21 protein-coding genes are annotated in these 23,450 nt (G+C 30.8%); 13 read left to right on the forward strand and 8 right to left on the reverse strand.

Annotated features, from left to right (window positions below):
* The first annotated feature begins 5 nt into the window (after window positions 1–5).
* Together MED152_RS08075 and MED152_RS08080 are read left to right on the forward strand one after the other, a co-directional pair.
* Complete coding sequence (locus MED152_RS08075) at window positions 6–2,003, forward strand: fumarate reductase/succinate dehydrogenase flavoprotein subunit (RefSeq protein WP_015481373.1); 1,998 nt, start codon at window positions 6–8, stop codon at window positions 2,001–2,003.
* Between the two features lie 10 nt (window positions 2,004–2,013).
* The gene (locus MED152_RS08080; protein WP_015481374.1) at window positions 2,014–2,754 is read left to right on the forward strand and encodes a succinate dehydrogenase/fumarate reductase iron-sulfur subunit; all 741 of its coding nucleotides are present in this window, start codon (window positions 2,014–2,016) and stop codon (window positions 2,752–2,754) included.
* Between the two features lie 87 nt (window positions 2,755–2,841).
* Here the strand turns inward: MED152_RS08080 and MED152_RS08085 are convergent, their stop codons facing one another.
* A complete protein-coding gene (locus MED152_RS08085) occupies window positions 2,842–3,129 on the reverse strand; it encodes a helix-turn-helix domain-containing protein (RefSeq protein ID WP_041383500.1) in 288 nt (95 codons plus the stop codon).
* Window positions 3,130–3,956: 827 nt separating this feature from the next.
* Here MED152_RS08085 and MED152_RS08090 point away from each other — a divergent pair.
* The 3 genes from MED152_RS08090 (at window position 3,957) to MED152_RS08100 (ending at window position 8,145) form a co-directional block, all read left to right on the forward strand.
* Window positions 3,957–4,691: a GLPGLI family protein gene (locus tag MED152_RS08090; RefSeq protein ID WP_015481376.1), complete on the forward strand. Its 735-nt coding sequence runs from the start codon at window positions 3,957–3,959 to the stop codon at window positions 4,689–4,691.
* A gap of 66 nt (window positions 4,692–4,757) precedes the next feature.
* The gene (locus MED152_RS08095) at window positions 4,758–5,486 is read left to right on the forward strand and encodes a GLPGLI family protein (RefSeq protein WP_015481377.1); all 729 of its coding nucleotides are present in this window, start codon (window positions 4,758–4,760) and stop codon (window positions 5,484–5,486) included.
* 10 nt (window positions 5,487–5,496) lie between these two features.
* Window positions 5,497–8,145 (forward strand): carboxypeptidase-like regulatory domain-containing protein, encoded by a 2,649-nt coding sequence (locus MED152_RS08100; RefSeq protein ID WP_015481378.1) that lies wholly within the window; start codon window positions 5,497–5,499, stop codon window positions 8,143–8,145.
* Window positions 8,146–8,149: 4 nt separating this feature from the next.
* Here MED152_RS08100 and MED152_RS08105 read toward each other — a convergent pair whose 3' ends face one another.
* The 3 genes from MED152_RS08105 to purN form a co-directional block, all read right to left on the reverse strand.
* Complete coding sequence (locus MED152_RS08105; RefSeq protein ID WP_015481379.1) at window positions 8,150–11,392, reverse strand: VCBS repeat-containing protein; 3,243 nt, start codon at window positions 11,390–11,392, stop codon at window positions 8,150–8,152.
* A 72-nt stretch (window positions 11,393–11,464) separates the two neighbouring features.
* A complete protein-coding gene (locus MED152_RS08110; protein ID WP_015481380.1) occupies window positions 11,465–12,100 on the reverse strand; it encodes a viroplasmin family protein in 636 nt (211 codons plus the stop codon).
* Window positions 12,093–12,665: a phosphoribosylglycinamide formyltransferase gene (gene purN, locus MED152_RS08115; RefSeq protein WP_015481381.1), complete on the reverse strand. Its 573-nt coding sequence runs from the start codon at window positions 12,663–12,665 to the stop codon at window positions 12,093–12,095. Before purN ends, MED152_RS08110 begins: the two co-directional genes overlap by 8 nt.
* A 173-nt stretch (window positions 12,666–12,838) precedes the next feature.
* On the opposite strand from purN, the gene MED152_RS08120 reads away from it, so the two are divergent.
* The 6 genes from MED152_RS08120 to MED152_RS08145 all read left to right on the forward strand — a co-directional run bounded on the left by MED152_RS08120 (window position 12,839) and on the right by MED152_RS08145 (window position 18,137).
* Entirely contained in the window at window positions 12,839–13,075 is a 237-nt protein-coding gene (locus tag MED152_RS08120) for an acyl carrier protein (RefSeq protein ID WP_004569249.1), read from the forward strand.
* A 7-nt stretch (window positions 13,076–13,082) separates the two neighbouring features.
* Window positions 13,083–14,336, forward strand: a complete 1,254-nt coding sequence (gene fabF / locus MED152_RS08125) for a beta-ketoacyl-ACP synthase II (protein ID WP_015481382.1) — start codon at window positions 13,083–13,085, stop codon at window positions 14,334–14,336.
* Window positions 14,337–14,339: 3 nt separating this feature from the next.
* Window positions 14,340–15,077, forward strand: a complete 738-nt coding sequence (gene rnc, locus MED152_RS08130) for a ribonuclease III (RefSeq protein WP_015481383.1) — start codon at window positions 14,340–14,342, stop codon at window positions 15,075–15,077.
* A 93-nt stretch (window positions 15,078–15,170) separates the two neighbouring features.
* Entirely contained in the window at window positions 15,171–15,638 is a 468-nt protein-coding gene (locus tag MED152_RS08135) for an IPExxxVDY family protein (RefSeq protein WP_041383504.1), read from the forward strand.
* A gap of 3 nt (window positions 15,639–15,641) precedes the next feature.
* On the forward strand, window positions 15,642–17,069 hold the full coding sequence (gene pyk / locus MED152_RS08140; RefSeq protein ID WP_015481385.1) for a pyruvate kinase: 1,428 nt from the start codon (window positions 15,642–15,644) through the stop codon (window positions 17,067–17,069).
* Between the two features lie 27 nt (window positions 17,070–17,096).
* Window positions 17,097–18,137 carry an aldo/keto reductase gene (locus MED152_RS08145; RefSeq protein WP_015481386.1) on the forward strand — a complete coding sequence of 347 codons (1,041 nt, stop codon included), beginning with the start codon at window positions 17,097–17,099 and terminating at the stop codon, window positions 18,135–18,137.
* 42 nt (window positions 18,138–18,179) lie between these two features.
* Here the strand turns inward: MED152_RS08145 and MED152_RS08150 are convergent, their stop codons facing one another.
* The 3 genes from MED152_RS08150 to MED152_RS08160 form a co-directional block, all read right to left on the reverse strand.
* Complete coding sequence (locus tag MED152_RS08150; protein ID WP_015481387.1) at window positions 18,180–18,752, reverse strand: acyltransferase; 573 nt, start codon at window positions 18,750–18,752, stop codon at window positions 18,180–18,182.
* 94 nt (window positions 18,753–18,846) lie between these two features.
* Window positions 18,847–19,593 carry an energy transducer TonB gene (locus MED152_RS08155; RefSeq protein WP_015481388.1) on the reverse strand — a complete coding sequence of 249 codons (747 nt, stop codon included), beginning with the start codon at window positions 19,591–19,593 and terminating at the stop codon, window positions 18,847–18,849.
* A gap of 73 nt (window positions 19,594–19,666) precedes the next feature.
* Window positions 19,667–20,239, reverse strand: coding sequence for a DUF3109 family protein (locus tag MED152_RS08160; RefSeq protein ID WP_015481389.1), 573 nt, complete (start codon window positions 20,237–20,239; stop codon window positions 19,667–19,669).
* 90 nt (window positions 20,240–20,329) lie between these two features.
* On the opposite strand from MED152_RS08160, the gene MED152_RS08165 reads away from it, so the two are divergent.
* Both MED152_RS08165 and MED152_RS08170 read left to right on the forward strand, forming a co-directional pair.
* Window positions 20,330–20,914 carry a MarC family protein gene (locus MED152_RS08165; protein ID WP_041383507.1) on the forward strand — a complete coding sequence of 195 codons (585 nt, stop codon included), beginning with the start codon at window positions 20,330–20,332 and terminating at the stop codon, window positions 20,912–20,914.
* A 1-nt stretch (window position 20,915) separates the two neighbouring features.
* Complete coding sequence (locus MED152_RS08170) at window positions 20,916–21,521, forward strand: FAD-dependent oxidoreductase (protein ID WP_041383509.1); 606 nt, start codon at window positions 20,916–20,918, stop codon at window positions 21,519–21,521.
* A 57-nt stretch (window positions 21,522–21,578) separates the two neighbouring features.
* On the opposite strand, the gene glmS is transcribed toward MED152_RS08170, so the two are convergent.
* Window positions 21,579–23,435, reverse strand: a complete 1,857-nt coding sequence (gene glmS, locus MED152_RS08175; protein ID WP_015481392.1) for a glutamine--fructose-6-phosphate transaminase (isomerizing) — start codon at window positions 23,433–23,435, stop codon at window positions 21,579–21,581.
* Between the last annotated feature and the right edge of the window lie 15 nt (window positions 23,436–23,450).

Consider the following 23,450-nt stretch of genomic DNA (forward strand, 5'->3'; position numbering starts at 1 on the left):
TAACTATGGCTTTAGATTCAAAAGTACCAAAGGGTCCAATTAAAGATAAATGGACTGAATATAAAAATCACATAAACTTGGTAAACCCAGCAAACAAGCGTCATATAGATGTTATTGTTGTAGGTACAGGTTTAGCAGGTGGTTCTGCTTCTGCAACTTTAGCAGAATTAGGCTACAATGTAAAAGCATTTGCGTATCAAGATTCTCCAAGAAGAGCGCACTCAATTGCAGCTCAAGGAGGTATTAACGCAGCAAAAAACTATCAAGGAGATGGAGACTCTACCTACAGATTATTTTATGATACTGTTAAAGGTGGAGATTACAGATCTCGTGAAGCAAACGTATATAGATTAGCAGAAGTTTCTGCAAACATTATAGATCAATGTGTTGCACAAGGTGTACCTTTTGCACGTGATTATGGTGGTTTGTTAGACAACCGTTCTTTTGGTGGGGTTTTAGTATCTAGAACTTTCTACGCAAAAGGGCAAACTGGTCAGCAATTATTATTAGGTGCATACTCTGCAATGAACAGACAAATAGCACGTGGTAAAATAGAAATGTTTAACAGACATGAAATGTTAGACGTTGTTATTGTTGATGGTAAAGCAAGAGGAATTATTGCACGTAACTTAGTTACAGGAGAAATAGAGCGTCATTCAGCACATGCAGTTGTAATAGCATCTGGTGGTTATGGTAACGTATATTTCTTATCTACAAATGCAATGGGTTCTAACGTAACTGCAAGTTGGAAAGTGCATAAAAAAGGAGCATATTTTGCAAACCCTTGTTATACACAAATACACCCAACATGTATTCCACGTTCTGGAGACTATCAATCTAAATTAACCTTAATGTCAGAATCATTAAGAAATGATGGTAGAATTTGGGTACCAAAAAATTTAGAAGATGTAAAATTAATTCGTGAAGGAAAGAAAAAACCTACAGAATTATCTGAAGACGAAAGAGATTACTATTTAGAAAGAAGATATCCTGCTTTTGGTAACTTAGTACCAAGAGATGTTGCTTCTAGAGCTGCAAAAGAGCGTTGTGATGCTGGTTATGGAGTAAATGCTACAGGTGAAGCTGTATACTTAGACTTTGCATCATCTTTTGTCAGGTATGGTACAGAACAAGCAAAAATTCAAGGTATTGTAAATCCTACAGATGCTAAAATAAAAGAATTAGGTCAAGAAATTGTAAAAGCCAAATATGGTAACCTATTTCAAATGTATGAGAAAATTGTAGATGAAAATCCATACGAAACACCAATGATGATTTACCCAGCTGTGCATTATACAATGGGTGGTGTTTGGGTTGATTATAACTTAATGACAACAATTCCTGGTTGTTATGCAATTGGTGAAGCCAACTTCTCAGATCATGGTGCAAACAGATTAGGAGCATCTGCACTAATGCAAGGTTTAGCAGATGGTTATTTTGTACTGCCATATACTATTGGAGATTATTTAGCTGATGATATTAGAACAGGTAAAATATCTACAGAAACTCCAGAATTTGAGGCTGCAGAAAAAGAAGTAAGAGAAAGAATTGAATTCTTTGTAAATAATAAAGGAACGCACTCTGTAGATTACTACCACAAGAAATTAGGAAAAATTATGTGGGACAAATGTGGAATGTCTAGAAACGCAGAAGGTTTAAAAACTGCAATTCAAGAAATTTCAGATTTAAGAAAAGATTTCTGGCAAAATGTAAATGTACCTGGTACAGATACAGAATTTAATGAGCAATTGGCTAAAGCTGGTAGAGTTGCAGATTTCTTAGAGTTAGGAGAGCTATTTGCTAAAGATGCTTTAGAAAGAGAAGAATCTGCAGGAGGACACTTCAGAGAAGAATATCAAACAGAAGAAGGAGAAGCAAAACGTTTAAAAGAATTCCAATTTGTTTCTGCTTGGGAATATAAAGGAGAACCTAAAGATGCTGTTTTACACAAAGAGCCTTTAGAGTATGAGAATATAGAAGTAAAAGAAAGAAGTTATAAATAAAAAAGATAGAATGAATTTAACACTTAAAATTTGGCGTCAAAAAGATGCTTCAACCAAAGGTAAAATGGTTGATTATAAAGTTACTGAAATTTCAGAACACATGTCTTTTTTAGAAATGATGGATGTTTTGAACGAACAATTGGTAAACTCTGGTGAAGAACCAGTTGCTTTTGACCATGATTGTAGAGAAGGTATCTGTGGTATGTGCTCTATGTATATTAATGGTGAAGCACATGGACCAGATAGAGGTGTTACTACCTGCCAATTACACATGCGTATGTTCAAAGATGGCGATACTATTACTATAGAACCTTGGAGAGCTGCAGCCTTTCCTGTAATCAAAGATTTAGCAGTAGATCGTTCTGCTTTTGATAGAATACAACATGCAGGAGGTTACATCTCTGTAAATACCTCTGGTAATACTCAAGATGCAAATGCAATACCAATTAAAAAGGAAGCAGCAGATACAGCAATGGATGCAGCAACCTGTATTGGTTGTGGTGCTTGTGTAGCAACTTGTAAAAATAGTTCTGCAATGTTATTTGTAGGTGCAAAAGTATCTCAATATGCTTTATTACCTCAAGGACAAGTAGAAGCAGCAGACAGAGTTAGAAATATGGTTGCTCAAATGGACTTAGAAGGTTTTGGAAACTGTACAAATACAGGTGCATGTGAAGTTGAGTGCCCTAAAGGAATTTCTTTAGACAACATTGCAAGAATGAATAGAGAATTAATGAAAGCCTCAGTTTAAGAACAAGGTTATTAACTCATTTAAATTTCTAAAATTTTAGAAAACAATCTAATAAACCCAAAATGAAAAATCATTTTGGGTTTTGTTTTATTGCTCAAAATCTTCAAAGAATTCCTTAGGTGTTATATTAAGCGTATCTAAAATTTCAAAGAGCCTATAAACATCTAACTTAGTCTTACCTGTTTCTACCTTAAAATAGCCACTGTATGTTAAGTTAAGTTGTTCAGATATATCCCATTGAGTTAAACCTAACTCTTTGCGCCTATCTACTATTTTCTTTAAAACTAATTGCCTATTTAACTCAGATTTTTCTATTTCTTTTTCTTTAGCTTTCTCCCCCATTATTTTTGTAATCCTTCTTTTTATTCCTAACAATAGCTCAAAAATAAGTTAAAAGTTTGATACAGTAATTTCCAATTTGGACTACCCATTTATGGGGATAAGGGTGTATCCCCATAAATGGGTAGTCCAAAATAGGAATTAAATTTTTTGTAGAAAAACTCTAACTTTATTAAATTAGAAGAAAATTGCTCAATTCTTACAACTTCTCCCATTGTAATAATTACACTAAATTAAATCACTTTTTTTACTGGTACATAAATTTTTAGTGCAATTGAACACTAATAAAAACAAAATATTATTAACCTAAAAAAACCTCCGCTTGCGGAAATAAGAAATATAAAAATCTTGCAAATAAATGTATCACTTAAAACCATTGCCTATGTAAATAAACAATAACAAACAGAGGAAGTGTTGCAAAAGTAAACCTTTTTCTACAAGTTTTTAGAGAATTTTAAACTTGTTGACTCATATAAAACTCAAAATATTTTTTAAATCAAAAAATCCCAATTAACGTTTGGGTTAAAAATTTTATATTATGAAAAAATTAATTTTAGCAATAATTTTTGTTTTTGCAACAGGAACTATTATGAATGCGAATACTTCTAACGAAGAAATAACTTAACCAACAACAGAAACTATTGAAGTAGTTGAAGATTTTGGTTGTAGAAGTGAGTGTAATGCAGATGCGAGGTATTGGGCTTTAGAATTATCAGAAGACCAAGAAGATAGAGGTGCAGGTGGTGAATTAATGACTAAGTGGGCAGAATATTATAGTTCATGTGTAGATGCTAGATGCTAATTTTTTTAACCATTAAATTTAATGTCTAGAGAATTTTCTCTAGGCATTTTAAAATATATTTATGAAACAACTAAAATTAAATTTCTTTTTATTTTTCTTCTGCTTAATATCAAATTTATCAAGTCAAAATAGCATATCAGGATTTATTAACTATGAATCAACTATAAGTAGTAAAAAATTAGACGATTATTTAACTAACAAAAGAAAGAAAATAAAAAATCAAAGAGAAAGTGTTCTTGAGTCATTAGATAAGGTTTATTTATATACAACTCCAATAAAATCCAAATTAACCTTTTCTAAAGGTGAAGGTTTATTTATTGTTGAAGATAAATTAAGTACAGATATACATAATTTAGGTCAAAGATATCAAAAAATAAGTGCTGGTGGCTCAAATGAGTATTATTACAATGAGCATACAAAAACGTATTTAATAAAAAATTGCGAAGCATTAGGCGAGTGTTTTATTTTTGATAATAAATATTTAGAATGGAAATTGACTCAAGAATCTAAAATAATAAATGGTTATAAATCTTACAAAGCAACAAGAAGTAATGGTAAAGTAATTGCTTGGTACACTCCTGCAATTCCTATTAATTATGGACCTAAAGGAGAATATGGCTTACCAGGTTTGATTTTAGAATTAGAAATAGGAAAAATAATTTTTAAAGCCACTAAAATTATATTAAACCCTAAAGAGAAAGTAAATGTACAAGAACCCAAAGGGGGTAAAAGGGTCTCTTATGAAGAATATAATAAAATTATGAAAAAAGCTAAAAAAAGTGTTTTTGGTAATTAATCTATTTCAACCTATCGACTTTGAAACTATGCAATATTATTTTCGTTCTTAAAAGAAAACATCGAGATGAAAAACTACTTTTTTACTTTATTATTAGTTATTTCATTAAATGGATTTTCTCAAAAAATCAGTGGAAAAGTAACGTATGTAGTTTCAATGGAATCTTACACAAAAGAGAAAATAGACTCAATTTCTAAATCTTTTAAAAAGAAAAATGTAAAAATGGACAAATGGATGAGAGATATTTTGGAAAACACTCCAGATGTAAAAGCATTTTTAGAATTCAACAATACTGAATCTTTATATTTTGTAGAAGATAAAATGCAAAATGATGGCAAACCAACCTATAACGTAAACAGAACTTCTGCTGGTGGAAATGATAAGTATTACAAAAACACCAAAACAGGAGAATATTTTAAAGAAAATAGCACTTTTGGAGAATTATTGCTCATAGAAATTGATACAAAAAAATGGGAAATAACACAAGAATCTAAAAAGATAGGAAACTATTTGTGTTATAAAGCCATAGATATTGCCTCTACAAATAGAAAAATGAAACCTGTAGTTTGGTTTACACCAGAAATACCTGTCAGTTTTGGACCTCTAAAATTTAATGGTTTGCCTGGCTTGGTTATTTTGGTAGAAATGTCAAAAAGAACAATTAGTACATCAGAAATAATTTTAAATCCAAAAGATAAAATTATCATTAATAAACCAACAAAAGGCGATAAAATTACTGCTGAAGAAGCTAGACAAAGAGGAGCTGCTATGTGGAAAAAAATAGAAAAACAATAAGTTATCATTTATGAAAAAGAAACTCCTAATTATTTTTGTACTTACAATTTCGTGTTTTAGTTATTCCCAAAAAGTAACGTTAACGGGTTTTGTAAAAGATAGCTTACAAAACCCTTTGCCTTATGCAAATGTAATTTCAAAACCCAAAGATGTTTCTAAAAATTTGCAATTTGCAATTACTGATAACGAAGGGTATTACAAGCTAATTTTACAAAAAGGAGATACGATTACTATTAGTATTTCTTATTTAGGTTACATACCTTTAGATTATGAGTTTGTTGCATTAAAAGACACAAAAAAAGATTTTATTTTACAACAAGCTTCAGAGCAATTAGATGAGGTGGTTATAGAAATGCCAGTAACTGTAAGAGGAGATACCACTACTTACAAAACCAGTAAATTTATAGATGGTTCAGAACGCAAATTAAAAAATGTGTTAAAAAAGCTACCAGGCGTTGAGGTAGATAAAAATGGTGGAGTTACTGTGCAAGGTAAAAAAGTAACCAAAATGTTAGTAGATGGCAAAAAATTTTTTGGTGGTAATTCTAAGTTAGCAGTAGAAAATATTCCAGCTGATGCTGTGGGTAATGTAGAGGTTATTGATAATTACAACGAAGTTTCCTTTTTAAAAGGCTTGTCAGATTCAGATGATATGGCTATGAACATCAAACTAAAAGAAGATAAAAAACGCTTTGTTTTTGGTGATATAGAAGCTGGTAAAGGCAATAAAGATTTTTACAAAGCAAGTGCTAATTTGTTTTATTATTCTCCGAAAACGAATGTTAATTTTATAGGGAACATTAATAATATTGGCGAAAAAACTTTCACGTTTAGAGATTATATGAGTTTTTCTGGTGGAGTAAATGCAGTTTTTAGCGGTAATTTTAGTTGGAAAGGTGGCGACTTTTCTCAGTTTATGCAAAGTAATGATATGTTGAGTAGTCAACATAAATTTGGAGCTTTAAACATAACCAAAGTAGCTACAAAAAAATTAGATGTTTCAGGTTATGCCATTGTTTCTAATTCAGAAACAGCAAGTTTCATAGAAAATTTAAATGAATACACTACGTTTTCAGAAAAAAGAACCAACACAACAAATGCAGATAACCTTTTAGGTATTGGTAATTTAAACTTAGAATACAACCCTAATTCTAAAGAAAAATGGTATGCCAGAAGTCAAGTAAAAAGAACCAATAATATCAATAATAACAGTTTAATTTCTTTGATTGATGGCAATACAAACACTATAAACACAGATAGAGATTTAACAGCAACCTACATCAACCAAAATATAGAATGGCATAAAAGACAAAATGATAAACACACGTTTTCTTCTGTTTTTAATTATGTGTTCGATAAAAGTGATAAAACTACTTTTTGGGACACACAAGATCCTATTTTACAAGGTTTAATTCCTGCTGATAATAACCAAACTTTATTACGAATTAATCAACTTAAAAATACACAAGAGCATAATTTTGATGGTGTTTTTAAACATTTTTGGGAAATTAATAACAACAATCATATTTATACAACTTTAGGTAACAAATTTAGTAATGAAAATTTTATAACTGATGATAGTCAACTTTTAGATGATGGTACTATAAACAACTTTGCACCAGATGGTTTTGGAAACGATGTAAACTTTAAATTAAACGACTTTTTTGTTGGTATGCATTATAAATTTAGAACAGGCATATTTACTGTAAAACAAGGTTTTGAAGCTCATAATTACAGTTGGTCTTTACAAAATCAAACCAATTTAGATAAAAATAAGTGGGTGGTTTTACCAGATTTTTTAGCAAAAATTGAGTTTACTAAATCTAAAAAAGTTACTATTAATTACAATTTAAAAACATCGTTTTCTGATGCCAGTAGATTTGCAAATCGTTTTTATTTACAATCGTACAATTCCGTTTTTAGAGGAAATGAAAATATAGAAAACAATTTATATCATGCTGCAAGAATTTATTACAGTAGATTTAGTTTGTTCAGAGGTTTAATGCTGTTTGCAAGTTTAAACTATAACAAACAAATAAGAGGTGTTAGAAATACAGTTGATTTTAATGACATCAACCAATTTTTAACGGTAAAAATGTTTGATAATCCTTCAGAAAATTGGCGTGGAAATATTCATTTAGAAAAATCCATAAAAAAACTAAAGTATAAGTTCGATATTGGTTTTAACAACTCAAAATACATACAAGAATTAAACAATAACATCCAAACCAACACAAATAACAATTACGATTATGAGTTAGGTATTCAAACCTTAATTGATAAATTTCCAACAATAGAAGTTGGTTTAAAGAGAACAATAGGTAATTTTACAGCAAGTACAAACACTTCTAAATTTGTAACTACAGAGCCTTTTATTACTATAGATTATGATTTTTTAGAAAGCTTCATTTTTAATTTTGATTACAGAAAAAGCAACTATCAAAATAAAACATTAGATCAAAAAAACACGTATGAAATTGCTAATGCAACGCTTTCTTATAAAAATGAAGATTCTGCTTGGAGTTATAAACTAACAGCACAAAACTTGTTTAATGCACAGTTTAAACAAAGCAACAGTTTTTCAGACTTTTTAATTTCAGATCGTAAAACCTTTATTTTACCAAGAATCATAATGTTGTCTATTGGGTATAATTTGTAAATCTCTACTTAAAACTATACGTTTTTAAACTATCATTATTTGCAAGTACAAGTAACAAGTTCTTATTTTTCATTTTAACAACTGCAGTTGTCTTGATTTGATTATGAAAAGGTTGCATACCATATTTAGAAACAGGTTCTACATTCTTTACATCACTCATAAAATAACCTTTTAAGGCTGTATAACCACCATGATATGTATTTACCTTTAAAGAATTACCAGATATTAATAGTTGATTTTTATTATTAATATTAACTTTTGTGAAAGAGGTAATTGGCCCCATTTGTAAACTGGCCTCAAAAGGTACAAAGTCGCTAAATTTGCCATTGTTATTTTCTAAGTAACCAGAAGACAATGTATTTATTTGACTTCTTTTAGCTTTAGCTATTATAGAATCATTAAATATTTTATTAAAAGGAGTTAGCGCAAAATTTGCATGATTTACAAACTTCTTACTCATCACATTCATTTGTGAAGCCAATTCATCTTTTGTGTTTAGAGGATAATATTCATCACCTACCTTATAGGTTATAATACTTTCCTTTTTTCCGTTTTTATCAAAGTCTCCAAAATAGAAATAAATAGGATTATCGATATACTTTGTAAACCTATTATTCTCTCCCCAATTTCCTAAAACAATGTCTTGATCTCCATCTAAATCCACATCAAAAGTGGCAATGCTTTGCCATAAACCATGTAAACTTTCTGGCAATTCTTGTAAGGTAAAATTACCATTGTTGTTGATGTAAATCTTAGGAGTGTCCCACTCTGAAGCAATCAATAAATCTTTTTGATCATCGTTATTCACATCAGCCCAAACAGCATCTGTAACTCTACTATTAAAATTAAATTTTAAGTGAATAGTATAGTTTCCTTTACCATCATTGTTTAAAATTGCAGAATTTACTGTGGCTCCAAAACTACCAGGATTGGATAAGTTACCAATAAAAATATCTTCATCTCCGTCTTTATTATGATCGTAAGCAATAATTGTAGAGGTGTTTAATGGATTGATTAACGTTTTATTTTCAGATCGTTTAAAGCTACCATTCGTATTAATGTACAAACGATCTATTTCATAATTCTGATTTCTTTTTTCATGAATACCAGAAGCTACATAAAGGTCTAAATCTCCATCTTTGTCAATATCTATAAAAGCAGCATCATTATCTTCAAAAGCCTTGTCTGTTTCAAATACTGCTGGTATATTTTTTTTGAATGATGTACCAGAATTCATATAAAGTGCAGCAGCATTTCCAGAAGAACCTCCTATAAAGATATCTTCAAAACCATTATTATCTATATCTGCAATGGTTAATGCTGGCCCAAGAGTAGAAACTTTATAAGGCAACAGTTTTTCGGAAAAAAAGTCGTTATAAGAATCTTCTTCGTGAACATAATCAATTAAATTTTCTTCTTCAAAAGTTTGATTAATACTGTTTTTTGCATCAGCTTTAAACAATCTTTTAGTTGATGAGTAGGTGATTTTTGTAAGCTGATTTGCAGAAATACCTTCAATTTTTTGAACTTCTAAATTTGGCCAAATAACCAAAACTGAGTCAATTTTAGCAATTGTATCTAAACCAAAATGAACCTTAGCTTCTGTAGAAGATAAAAAACCTCTCGATTTAAAAATTTGTTTGGTTTGCTTTTTACCATTAGAATATAAATGAACTTTAGCACCTATAGCTTCTTTATTATTGTCTTTATATGTTAATTGAAATGAAGCTGATTTTGTTGTAGCTGAACTCTTATTTTTAAAAATACCTGCAGGCGCATTTACGTTATTGGTTACCAAGTCTAAATCGCCATCTAAATCTAAATCTACATATACAGCCCCATTAGATAAAGAAGCTTCTTTGGCTAGCCAATTGCCTGTAGTTTCTTTAAATCTTGCAGAATTACCTTTAAATATTTGATTTGGAACACTTCCACTTGGCATTTCATTTATTGATTTATACAACCAATCTACTCCTTTCTTTTGACCATATTTTTTAAAGGTACTAGATACATATTTTTTAAAATCTAAACTGTTAGGTCTTCTTAGAATTCCGTTAGAAATAAATAAATCTTGATGACCATCGTTATTAAAATCAGCAAAAAGAGGAGACCAACTCCAATCTGTATCTGCAACCCCATTATACAAAGCAGTTTCGTTAAAGTATTCTCCATTTTGATTGATTTGAAGCATGTTTCTAGAGTATTGATCTCTGTACCCTAAATTTTTAAGATTGGCTTGCATGTTAAGCATAGCATCATCTCCTTCTGTTTCTTTTAGTACTTTTTCGTCATTTGGCAACATGTCTAAAGTAATGATGTCTTGATAACCATTGCCTGTAATATCTGCTGCATCACTTCCCATAGAAAAACGACTTATAGTAGAAAATTTAGAGGCTAATTCTTCTGAAAACGTACCGTTTTTATTGTTGATGTAATAGTAATCATCTTCATGAAAATCGTTACACACGTAAATATCATCCCAACCATCATTATTAAAATCTGCAATAGAAGCACTTAAACCATAACCATTTACACCACCAAAAATGTTAGCCTCTGTACTTACATCTATAAATTTACCATTGTTGTTCTGCAGTAAAACATCGCCAACCAAAGGCATTCTCTTATTTCGTTTAGAGGCTTTACCATGAGATAAGTTAGTATGCACTGCATGATTTACAATGTAAACATCTAAATCACCATCTTTATCATAATCAAAAAAGTAAGATTGTGTACTATACCCTTTAAAATCTAAACCATATTCTGTAGATTTTTCTGTGAATGTATTATCGCCATTATTTATATACAATTCGTTATGACCTTGAAAATCTAAAAGTTGAGAAACTGCACATACATAAATATCTAAATAGCCATCGTTATTAATATCAACCATGGTAACCCCAGTATTCCAATCAGCATTGCTCTTAATCTTAGATTTTTTGGTAATATCTTCAAATTTAAAATCGCCTTTATTTAAATAAAGCTTATTTTGATTTTGATTAGAAACAAAAAATAAATCTGGTAAACCATCATTATTAATATCGCCAGTTGCAACACCTCCACCATTGTAAAAATAGATGTAGTTTATAATGCTATGATTGGCATCTTCTGTAAGCTGATTCTTAAAATCTATGCCTGTTTCTGAGGCTGCAACTTGATTTAGAAGATAGTTTTCTGAAGGCTCTTTCTTACACTTGCTAAACGTAAATAGGACAATAAGGGCACCTAAAAGTAAATATTGCTTGGTCATTAAAATTATTTAAGGTGGTGTGTTTTACAAACATACAAAATTACCTTAACATAATTTTAACATTGGGGTATTCTATTTTCTACCAAAATCTGCAGGTATTTCACCCCAAGCTTTGGTTTGCCATTTTAAAATCGGGTTTTTAAAAGTGTTTTGTTTTAACCAATTTTCTGCTCTTTTAATTAAATCAAGTAAGTCTTTATTAGAAGCATCAAAATGTAAGTTGGTTTTGCATTTTTTCTGACGAACCCAACTCATAGCAATTTTAGAATCTGAGTAAATAGGCACCTCTTCTTTTTGTTTGCTTTTAAGTAAAGCAATACCATGTACCAAAGCCAAAAACTCGCCTATGTTATTCGTGCCTTTTTTAAAGGGGCCTTTTCTAAAGATTTCTTTTTTATTGTGCGTTAAAACCCCTCTATATTCCATTTTTCCAGGATTACCTGAACATGCAGCATCTACAGAGATACTTTCTAAATTGGGAGCTCCAAATTTCTGCAATTCTGATGCAGACATCTTTTTAGCAGTTGATTTTTTTCCTTTATAATCTTCAAACTTTTTTGTGAAGGCAAGTTCTGCTTCATCTAAGCTTAAGAAAGATTTGTATTGGGCTCCTTCAAAACCATCAATTTGTCTTTTACAAACATTCCATGATGAGAATATTCCAGGTTTACGCCCTTTCCAAACTACATAGAATTTCTTTTTACTCATTAACGTCTAAAATTACACCTTCAATAATTCTTGGAAAATAGGCTTGCTCTAATTTATGAATTTTATTCGCAATTTCTTCTGGAGAATCGTCAGGTTCAAGTGCTGTTTTTGCTTGATAGATAATAGCACCTTCATCATAATTTTCGTTCACAAAATGTATGGTAATTCCGGCTTCTGACTCATTATTTTCAGCAACTGCTTTATGTACATTCATTCCATACATACCTTTACCTCCATATTTTGGTAGCAAAGCAGGGTGAATATTTATAATTCTCTTTGGAAACGCATTTACAACCTTAGCAGGCACTCTCCATAAAAAACCTGCAAGAATAATAAAATCTGCCTTCTCTTTTAACAGCTCTAAAATAGTGTCTGTCTCAAAAAAATCATTTCTAGTAAAGTGTAAACAAGGTACATTTAGCTTTGAACATCGCTCAAAAACTTTGGCCTCTTTATTATTACATAAAACCTGTACAACCTTTGCAGTTTTAGTTTTGTTGAAAAATTTAATAATATTTTCGGCATTTGAACCTGAGCCAGAAGCAAAAACAATAATACGTTTCATATTTATATTTCTATTTTACAAAAAAAGGAATAATTATTAAGAAATCAAGCAATTATTAAAGGCTATTAAACATTTTTATTTATATTTAGTAATCATTTTTTAGGCAAAAGTTAGTTAGAATTAATAAGATTTGTATTTTTGCCCCGATTTAAATTTTAAAAAAACAAAAAATTATGTCAGACATTGCATCAAGAGTAAAAGCTATTATCGTAGATAAATTAGGCGTAGACGATAATGAAGTAACAACAGAAGCTAGCTTCACAAATGATTTAGGAGCAGATTCTTTAGATACTGTTGAGTTAATTATGGAATTCGAGAAAGAATTTGATATTCAAATTCCAGACGATCAAGCAGAAAACATTGGTACTGTAGGTCAAGCAGTTAGCTATATAGAAGAAGCAAAAAAGTAATATTTATATGCAGTTAAAACGAGTAGTAGTTACTGGACTTGGTGCTTTAACACCAATTGGTAATAATATAGAAGAATATTGGAATGCTTTAATTAACGGAGTTAGTGGAGCAGCACCTGTAACGTATTATGATGCTGCCAAGTTCAAAACTCGTTTTGCATGTGAATTAAAGAATTTTACAGCTACTGACTTTTTAGATAGAAAAGAAGCTCGTAAAATGGATAGATTTACGCAATATGCAATGGTTGCTTCAGATGAAGCTATTGCAGATTCAAAACTAAATCTAGACGAAGTTAACAAATTACGTGTGGGCGTAATTTGGGGAGCAGGAATTGGTGGTTTAGAAACTTTTCAAAATGAAGTTTTAAACTTTGCTGCAGGAGATGGTACTCCAAGGTTTAACCCTTTCTTTATCCCAAAAATGATTGCAGATATTGCTCCTGGAAATATTTCTATTAAAAATGGATTTATGGGGCCAAATTACACTACTGTATCTGCATGTGCATCATCTGCAAATGCGATGATAGATGCACTAAACTACATAAGATTAGGTCATTGTGATGTTATTGTTACTGGTGGTTCAGAAGCTGCTGTAACTATAGCTGGTATGGGTGGCTTTAACTCTATGCATGCATTATCAACCAGAAACGAAAGCCCAGAAACTGCATCAAGACCTTTTGATGCTGAAAGAGATGGATTTGTTTTAGGTGAAGGTGCAGGTGCTATTGTGTTAGAAGAATATGAACATGCAAAAGCTAGAGGCGCTAAAATTTACGCTGAAGTAATTGGTGGTGGTATGTCTTCTGATGCTTATCATATGACAGCTCCACATCCAGAAGGAATTGGAGTAATAGCAGTTATGAAAAACTGCTTGGAAAACTCTGGAATTAAGCCAGAAGATGTAGATCATATTAATACACATGGTACTTCTACTCCATTAGGAGACGTTGCTGAACTTAAAGCAATTTCTGAGGTTTTTGGAGAGCATGCTAAGAGTATTAATATCAATTCTACCAAATCTATGACAGGGCATTTATTAGGAGCTGCTGGTGCAATAGAGGCAATTGCGTCTATTTTATCAATACAAAACAGTATTATACCTCCTACTATAAATCACTCTACTCCAGATGAAAATATTAATCCAGAATTAAATCTTACGCTAAACAAAGCTCAAAAAAGAGAGGTGAATATAGCAATGAGTAATACATTTGGTTTTGGTGGTCATAATGCTTGTGTTGCCTTTAAGAAATTAGAGGAATAAACTATGAATTTTATTCGAAAAATAGTCAAATCTCAGTCTGATGAAGATAAAGAGTTATACTTCGAATTAAAAACCTTGCTCAATTTTTCACCAAAGAAAATTAGTAAATACAAAAAAGCGTTTACACACAGATCTGTGCAAATGACAGACAGTAAAGGAAACCCTATTAACTATGAACGTTTAGAGTTTTTAGGAGATTCTATTTTAGGCTCTGTTATTGCATCTTATTTGTACAAAAAAGTACCTACTGGTTCAGAAGGTTATTTAACCCAAATGCGATCTAAAATTGTTAGTAGAGAGCATTTAAATGAATTAGGTAAAGACTTAGAACTTATTCGTTTTGTAAAAAGTAATATTGATCAAAACACTGTAGGAGATAATATTCATGGAAATATTTTTGAAGCTTTAGTTGGTGCTATTTATTTAGATAGAGGATACAACTATGCCCAAAAATTTATTTATGAAAATGTAATATTACCTTATGTTAATATTGAGAGATTAGAGGGTAAAATTACAAGCTACAAAGGCTTAATTATAGAATGGTGCCAAAAACAGAAGAAAAAATATAAGTTTGAAACTTATGAGGATTCTGGAAACGAAGCCATTAAACACTTTAGTGTAAAAGTTAGTATTGATGGAGAGCAAGTTGCTAAAGGTAGAGCAACCTCTAAAAAGAAAGCAGAGGAACAAGCCTCAAAGAGAGTATATTACGCCTTTCAAAGTGAAATTTCTGCAGGCTAAACACGATAACGTTTTCGTGAAAATCTCAAAAAAACTCATAAACAATTAGTAAATTAGCAACTTATTAAGTGGAATTAAAGCTAATTGATATTTGTGCCTATTCATTCATTAAGTCTTGATGTTTTTGAAGAAGAATATTCCTTAATAGGAATACACACTACATTAGAAGATTATAAGCTAGCTTACCTGCTTAATAAGAAATTAGGAATAAATTTGTGCAAATCGAAAAACGATTTAAAGTTTAACGATACTTCACATAAAGCATCCTTTTCAATTTATAATTATTTAAATGAAGAGTTTGATTACGAATGGTTTTTAATAGCTAATAGCTCTAAAAGAGAAAATCAAACAGAATCGAACGAATTATTACTAACTTCTGAAACAAAAACATATTTAATTTCAGAAAAGAAAAAAGTAGATTTCTTTATCAAAATTTCGGGCAGTTTCGATTATAGTTTTACCCTAGAAGTTGTAGATAAAATAAAAGAAATTAATCACATTATTACATCCTATTCAATAGATAAAAACTCACTAAAGTCTAAAGACTTTTTAACTTTTTAAGATATGCCAAATAATAATAAAACTAAAATAGTTGCAACCTTAGGGCCAGCAACAGATACTAAAGAAATACTTACAGATTTAGCTAAAACTGGTGTAAATGTCTTTAGAATTAACTTTTCTCATGCAGATTATGAAGATGTAAAACGAAAAGTAAAAATCATTAGAGAGATTAATGAAGAAAATGGCTTTAACATAGCAATTTTAGGCGATTTACAAGGTCCTAAACTAAGAGTTGGAGTTATGGAAGAAGGTGTTGAATTAAATGATGGAGATACCTTTACATTCACAACTGAAAAATGTATAGGAACTAAAGAAAAAGCCTTTATGACCTATCAACGTTTTCCAAAAGACGTAAAAGTTGGTGAACAAATTTTAGTAGACGATGGTAAATTACTTTTCGAAGTAGTTTCTACAAATAAAGAAACCGAAGTTGTTGTAAAAGTAATTGTAGGAGGCCCTTTAAAATCTAAAAAAGGAGTAAACTTACCTAACACAGCTATTTCTTTACCTGCACTTACAGAAAAAGATATGGAAGATGCAGTCTTCGCAATAGAACAAGAAGTAGATTGGATTGCTTTATCTTTTGTAAGAACACCAGATGATTTAAGAATGTTACGCGATTTAATTGCACAACATTCAGAATATAGAATTCCTGTAATTGCCAAAATAGAAAAGCCAGAAGCCGTTAAAAATTTAGATGCTTTAATTCCTTATTGTGATGGATTAATGGTGGCTCGTGGAGATTTAGGTGTTGAAATACCAATGCAAGAAGTACCATTAATTCAGAAAAAATTAGTTAGACGTGCAAAAAGAGCAAGAATTCCTGTAATTATTGCAACACAAATGATGGAAACAATGATCGATAACTCTGTACCAACTAGAGCAGAAGTTAATGATGTTGCCAATTCTATTATGGATGGTGCAGATGCAGTAATGCTTTCTGGAGAAACTTCTGTAGGTAAACACCCAATTAGAGTAATTCAGAAAATGTCTGAAATTATTAAAAGTGTGGAAAACTCTAGAATGATTAAAGTACCACATGAAGCACCACATATTAGAACCAATAGATTTGTAACTAAATCAATTTGTTATCATGCAGCATTAATGGCAAATGACACCAATGCAGCTGCTATATGTACACTAACTAACAGTGGTTATACAGCATTCCAAATTTCTGCATGGAGACCTAGAACTCATGTTTTAGCCTTTTCTACAGACAGAAGAATACTTGGTAAATTAAATTTACTTTGGGGTGTAAGAGCGTATTACTACAATAAAAACTTTTCTACAGATGATACAGTAGAAGATGTAAACAGAATAGCAAAAGACAAAGGTTTTGTAAAAGCAGGAGATTTAATTATTAACTTAGCATCTATGCCAGCAGAAGCAAAAGGTATGGTAAATACTTTACGTGTTTCTGAGGTAGAATAAGTTAAAAATCATCTTTTTTTATAACAAATGAAATACACAAAATTACCAAATACTGATGTTGAAGTATCTAAAATTTGTTTAGGTACTATGACTTGGGGAAATCAGAATACAGAAGCTGAAGGCCATGCTCAAATGGATTATGCTTTAGAAAATGGTGTAAACTTTTTTGATGCAGCAGAACTATATCCAGTTCCTGCAAACCCAGAAACTTATGGAGGTACTGAAAGAATAATTGGTACTTGGTTTAAGAAGACAGGAAATAGAGAAAAGGTAATCTTAGCTAGTAAAATAGCTGGTGGAGGAGATTATACTGCTCATATTAGAAATGGAGGTATAAGTAAAGATAATATTATAGATGCTGTAGACAAAAGCTTACAGCGTTTACAAACAGACTATATAGATTTATATCAGTTGCACTGGCCAAATAGAGGTGTAAATTGTTTTGGAGTAAGAGATTTCCCTTTACAAGCAGCCAATGATGAAACTGAAAATTACCTAGAAATCTTAGAAACACTTCAAGATTTTATTAAACAAGGAAAAATAAAACACGTTGGTTTATCTAACGAAACTCCTTGGGGTACAATGAAATACCTGCAAGCTTCAGAACAATATAATTTACCAAGACCAGTTACTGTGCAAAACTCTTATTCTATGATTCATAGAGGTTATGAAGTTGGTATGAGCGAAGTTTCTTTAAGAGAAAATGTTGGTTTATTAGCATACTCACCTTTAGCTCAAGGCGTATTATCTGGAAAATATTTAAACGGAAATTTACCTGAAGGTGCAAGAGGAACTTTATTTCCTAGATTTATTGCAAGGTATAAAAACGATGCAAGTGAAAGAGCTGTAAAAAAATATTTACAAATTGCAGAAAAAAATAATTTAACCTTAACTGAATTGTCTCTGGCCTTTGTAAATCAATTGCCTTTTGTTACAAGTAACATTATTGGAGCCACTAAATTAGATCAATTAAAAGAGAATATTAATTCTATTAATGTTGAGTTATCTGAAGAAACTATTAAAGAAATTAATGCTGTGCATGCAGAAATTCCAAATCCTGCACCATAAATAAATCTCTTATCAAAATAGAAAAGGCTTAGTATTTATTTACTAAGCTTTTTTTGTGACCTTATTATTTTTTAATTCATATTCAACCTTACTTTCTTTACAAACTGCAATACCATCATTATTAAAATCTAAGGTATGCCCATGTTCACTAACCCAACCTATTTGTTTTGAAGGATTCCCAACAACCAATGCATAAGGTAAAACCTCTTTTGTAACTACAGTTCCAGCACCAATAAATGCATATTCTCCAATATGATTACCACACACTATAGTTGCGTTAGCACCAATACTTGCTCCTTTCTTAACCTTCGTTTTTAAATATCTATTTTTTCTATTAATGGCACTTCTAGGATTTATAACGTTTGTAAAAACCATAGATGGCCCTAAAAAAACATCATCTTCGCAAGTAACTCCTGAATAAATAGATACATTATTCTGCACTTTTACGTTTCTACCCAAAACAACATTTGGAGATACAACTACATTCTGACCCAAGTTACAGCTTTCACCAATTTTACTATTAGACATAATGTGACTAAAATGCCAAATTTTAGTGCCTTTTCCTATTTTACAATTATCATCTATAACAGCTGTTTCGTGAGCAAAGTATTCCATATCAATATTTAAGGTAATTTATTTTGTAAATGTACTAAATATAAAAACCCAACTAAATAGTTGGGTTTATTTTTTTACATATTTAGAGGTTTATTTAATCTACTAAAAAAGAAATAGGTAAAGTGTACCTAACCTTAACAGATTTTGAACCTTGTTTACCTGGTGTAAATTGAGGTAGTTTTTCTATCAATTCTTGAGTTTCTTGCTTCAACTTAATATGAGGTGCTCTAATTTTAATATCTACAACTTTACCAGTATTATCAATAATAAATTGAGTCTGAATTCTGTATTTACCAGATCTTAAACCAATTTCATTGGCCAACTGAGCGTCAAAATTTCGTTGTACAAATTTTAGCATCTTTTTGTCAAAACACTTTTTGTTTTCCTCTTTTGATAAGCCTTCACAGCCTTTAAATATTGGCGCGTTTTCTATTGAAATAAAAGGAACAGGATCTTCATCTTCTTCATCTACAGGTTCTGGTACTGTTTCAATTTTATCAATATCAAAATCAACTTTTTGCTTTTTAGGCTCTGTTAGAATAACCGATTCAGTTTTATCATCATCAACCTTATCAATTTTCTCATCTAAGATTAATCGATCTGGTTTTTGTAGTTCAACCTTAGGTTTAACAGTTGTTTCCTTGGTAAAGAAAACCTCTGTATTTGGCTCTAAGTAAATACCTTTGGAGACTTCTGGTTCATAGACTGCTAAAGATTTCTGTTTTGTTTCATGCTCTAATACAATGTAGACCACAAAAAGTACTAATACAAGTCCTAACTGAGTAAAAATGGTTGAGAACTTTTCTAATTGTTTGGTAGGTAGTTTTTTCACGTTTTTCATAATTAGAAAGTTTAAATGTTAAGACTATGTTAAAACAAACTTTATGCCAAAAAAAACATCCTTATAAAGGATGCTATTTATTATTATAATTTTCGGCGACTTTCTCTAATTCATCATACCAATTCTGACCAAACTTTCGAATTAACGCTTGTTTTACAAATTTATAAACTGGCACCTGTAACTCTTTACCTAAAGAGCAAGCATCATCACAAATTTCCCATTTATGATAATTCACAGCAGAAAACTCGCTATAATCTTTAACTCGAACTGGGTATAAATGGCAAGAAATAGGTTTTTTCCAGCTGATTTCTCCTTGATTATACGCTTCTTCAATACCACAAAGAGCGGTATTTTTATCATCAAAAATAACATAAGCACAGTCTGCACCATCAATTAAAGGTGTTTCTAATTCACCCCACTCACTTGTTACCCAAGCACCTTCTTTTTCTATAACCTCTATACCTTCTTTACGCAAAAAAGGCTTTACTTTCGGATAAATATTCTCTAAGATTTTTGTTTCTTCTTTTTCTAATGGAGCACCAGCTTCGCCATCTACACAGCAAGCACCTTTACATGCAGAAATATTACAGACAAATTCCTTTTCTATAATATCTTCAGAAACGATTGTTTTACCTAGTTGAAACATAATGGCAAAAATAAGTATATTTTTTACTGTATTTTTATAAATTGATAAAGTTAGTTGACTAATTTTGCACCAAAATTTAATTGATTTATGATGGATTTTAATTTAAAAGAAATTTTTACTGCTTTTATGGTACTTTTTGCAGTAATCGATATTATTGGTAACATACCAATTGTAATTGATTTACGTAAAAAAGTAGGTCATATTCAGTCTGAAAAAGCCTCTATTATAGCAGGTTGTATCATGGTTATTTTTCTTTTTTTAGGGCAGAGTTTACTAAGTTTAATTGGTATTGATGTAAACTCTTTTGCTGTAGCAGGTTCTTTTATTTTATTTTTCATTGCTTTAGAAATGATTTTAGGAATTACACTTTATAAAGATGATGGTGATTCTGGAACTATAACTGCTACTATATTTCCATTAGCTTTTCCTTTAATTGCAGGGCCAGGAAGTTTAACTACACTGCTTTCTTTACGAGCTGAATTTGCAATTCAAAACATTATTGTTGCAGTTTTCTTTAATGTTATTGTTATCTACATTGTCTTAAAAACATCTTCTAAAATAGAACGATTAATAGGACCTTCTGGAATACAAATTATTAGAAAAGTTTTTGGGGTAATCTTATTAGCAATCGCTGTGAAATTATTTGCTCAAAATATCAAAGCATTATTTATTTAATATGATGTTTGACTGTTTAATTATTGGTGGTGGAGTTTCTGGAATGCAATGTGCCTTAGTTTTAGGGTCTGCAAAAAACAAAGCTTTTGCTTCGGATAAAAAAATTGGCATTATTACCCACCAAAGAGCTTCTCATTTAGAAAATGCACTATTTAATAATGTTCTTGGTTTATCTGCAGGTACTCTTGGTAAAGACATTTTGAAACAAAGTAAGAGTCAATTAAATAGTTTATACGCTCATATAGCACAAATAGAGAAAGAAAAAGTACTATCTATAGACAAAATAGAGGATGTTTACAGCGTTAAAACTAATAAGAACACCTATAGCACTAAAATAGCAATCATAGCCTTAAACTATTCAAAACCATTTACAATAGATGGTTTAAACAGTTATTTGATTCCTCATAAAAAAGCAAATCCTGCAAAAGATAGAATTCAACTAGAGAACAAAGATCATTTTATAACAGATGGCTTATATTGTTGTGGAACTATAGCTGGACATCGAAGTCAATTTGCAATTGCTGCAGGTAGTGGAGCAGCTGTAGCTACAGATATTTTAACTCTGTGGAATGATGGAAATCATACAAAAGTACATGATAAGATATAACTAAAAAATCCAGCTAAATAGCTGGATTTTTTTAATTCTATATATTCAATTACCTAATTATTCTACAGTAACTGATTTCGCTAAATTTCTTGGCTGATCTACATTTTTACCTAACATTACTGCTATATGATAAGATAATAATTGTAAAGGTATTGTAGTTAACAATGGCGTTAATGCTTCTTCAGTATCAGGAATTTCAATCACATGATCTGCAATTTCTTTCACTTGAACATCGCCTTCTGTTACTACAGCAATAATTTTACCTGCTCTAGATTTAATTTCTTGAATGTTACTCACTACTTTTTCATAATGACCTTTATTTGTTGCAATAACAAATATTGGCATATTTTCATCAATCAAAGCAATTGGCCCATGCTTCATTTCAGCTGCAGGATACCCTTCAGCATGAATGTAAGAAATTTCTTTAAGTTTTAAAGCTCCTTCTAAAGCCACAGGAAAGTTGAATCCTCTACCTAAATATAAACAGTTTTTCGCATCTTTATAAACAGCTGCAATTTCTTTTACATGCTCATCAATATTCAATAATTCCTCTACTTGTCTAGGAATTAATTGCATTTTCTGGATGTAGTTTTTGAAAGTATGAGGAGCTAAAGAACCATTAGCTTTACCTAATTTTAAAGCAATTAATGTTAATACAGTAATTTGTGTTGTAAACGCTTTTGTAGAAGCTACACCTATTTCTGGACCAGCATGTGTATAAGCACCTGAATGTGTTTCTCTGGCAATAGAAGAACCTACCACATTACAAACTCCGTAAACAAAGGCACCTTTAGATTTGGCTAATTTAATTGCTGCAAGTGTATCTGCTGTTTCTCCTGATTGAGAAATGGCAATAACAACATCTTTATTTGTAATAATAGGGTTTCTATACCTAAATTCTGAAGCATATTCTACTTCTACAGGAATTCTAGCCATATCTTCAAACAGGTATTCACCTACTAAGCCTGCATGCCAAGAAGTACCACAAGCAATAATTACTATTCTGTTGGCATTTAAAAACTTGTCTAGATGATCATCAATACTAGACATTTTAATTCTGTTTTCTATTGGTAGCATTCTACCTCTAAAAGTATCTGTAATGGCTTTAGGCTGTTCATGTATTTCCTTAAGCATAAAATGATCATAACCTCCTTTTTCAATTTGGTCTAAGCTCATCTGTAACTTTTGAATTGTAGGGTCTACTTGCGAGTCATCATTAATTTTATGAACTTTTACACCTTTATTTAATTTAATGATGGCCATTTCTTCATCCTCAAGATAAATAGCATCTTTTGTGAATTCTACAAATGGTGAAGCATCAGAAGCTACGAAAAACTCTTTATTATCTTTACCAACACCAATAGCAATTGGACTTCCCAAACGTGCTACAACAATTTCATTAGGCTTATTTTTATCAAATACAGCAATAGCATAAGCTCCAACAACATTTGTTAATGCCAATTGAACAGCTTTACCTAATTTACAACCTTCAGTATTCTTAACCTCTTGAATTAAGTTTATTAAAACCTCTGTATCTGTATCACTTTTAAAAGTATACCCTCTTGTAATTAGTTCTTTTTTAATTGTATCATAATTTTCGATAATACCATTATGCACAATAACTAAATCTCCTGATTGAGATGCATGTGGATGTGAGTTTACATCATTTGGCACACCATGTGTTGCCCAACGTGTATGACCCATACCAATATTACCAACTTTTCTTTCTTCTTCTGCATCTGTAATTTTTTCAAGTTCAGAAACTTTCCCTTTTGTTTTAGAAAGTTGCATTTCTTCACCGTCAAAAATCATTACACCTGCACTATCATAACCTCTATATTCTAATCTTTTAAGACCATTTATTACAATAGGATAGGCATCTCTATGACCTATATAAGCTGATATTCCACACATTTTTGATTAATTTTT

Origin of the sequence: Polaribacter sp. MED152 (assembly GCF_000152945.2) — a bacterium.
In the GTDB taxonomy this organism is placed as follows: Bacteria; Bacteroidota; Bacteroidia; order Flavobacteriales; family Flavobacteriaceae; genus Polaribacter.

Coding starts and splice junctions, on each gene's coding strand:
- MED152_RS08075 (WP_015481373.1), top strand. CDS start 6: ATGGCTTTAGATTCAAAAGTACCAAAGGGTCCAATTAAAGATAAATGG.
- MED152_RS08080 (WP_015481374.1), top strand. CDS start 2,014: ATGAATTTAACACTTAAAATTTGGCGTCAAAAAGATGCTTCAACCAAA.
- MED152_RS08090 (WP_015481376.1), top strand. CDS start 3,957: ATGAAACAACTAAAATTAAATTTCTTTTTATTTTTCTTCTGCTTAATA.
- MED152_RS08095 (WP_015481377.1), top strand. CDS start 4,758: ATGAAAAACTACTTTTTTACTTTATTATTAGTTATTTCATTAAATGGA.
- MED152_RS08100 (WP_015481378.1), top strand. CDS start 5,497: ATGAAAAAGAAACTCCTAATTATTTTTGTACTTACAATTTCGTGTTTT.
- MED152_RS08105 (WP_015481379.1), bottom strand. CDS start 11,392: ATGACCAAGCAATATTTACTTTTAGGTGCCCTTATTGTCCTATTTACG.
- MED152_RS08110 (WP_015481380.1), bottom strand. CDS start 12,100: ATGAGTAAAAAGAAATTCTATGTAGTTTGGAAAGGGCGTAAACCTGGA.
- purN (WP_015481381.1), bottom strand. CDS start 12,665: ATGAAACGTATTATTGTTTTTGCTTCTGGCTCAGGTTCAAATGCCGAA.
- MED152_RS08120 (WP_004569249.1), top strand. CDS start 12,839: ATGTCAGACATTGCATCAAGAGTAAAAGCTATTATCGTAGATAAATTA.
- fabF (WP_015481382.1), top strand. CDS start 13,083: ATGCAGTTAAAACGAGTAGTAGTTACTGGACTTGGTGCTTTAACACCA.
- rnc (WP_015481383.1), top strand. CDS start 14,340: ATGAATTTTATTCGAAAAATAGTCAAATCTCAGTCTGATGAAGATAAA.
- pyk (WP_015481385.1), top strand. CDS start 15,642: ATGCCAAATAATAATAAAACTAAAATAGTTGCAACCTTAGGGCCAGCA.
- MED152_RS08145 (WP_015481386.1), top strand. CDS start 17,097: ATGAAATACACAAAATTACCAAATACTGATGTTGAAGTATCTAAAATT.
- MED152_RS08150 (WP_015481387.1), bottom strand. CDS start 18,752: ATGGAATACTTTGCTCACGAAACAGCTGTTATAGATGATAATTGTAAA.
- MED152_RS08155 (WP_015481388.1), bottom strand. CDS start 19,593: ATGAAAAACGTGAAAAAACTACCTACCAAACAATTAGAAAAGTTCTCA.
- MED152_RS08160 (WP_015481389.1), bottom strand. CDS start 20,239: ATGTTTCAACTAGGTAAAACAATCGTTTCTGAAGATATTATAGAAAAG.
- MED152_RS08165 (WP_041383507.1), top strand. CDS start 20,330: ATGGATTTTAATTTAAAAGAAATTTTTACTGCTTTTATGGTACTTTTT.
- MED152_RS08170 (WP_041383509.1), top strand. CDS start 20,916: ATGATGTTTGACTGTTTAATTATTGGTGGTGGAGTTTCTGGAATGCAA.
- glmS (WP_015481392.1), bottom strand. CDS start 23,435: ATGTGTGGAATATCAGCTTATATAGGTCATAGAGATGCCTATCCTATT.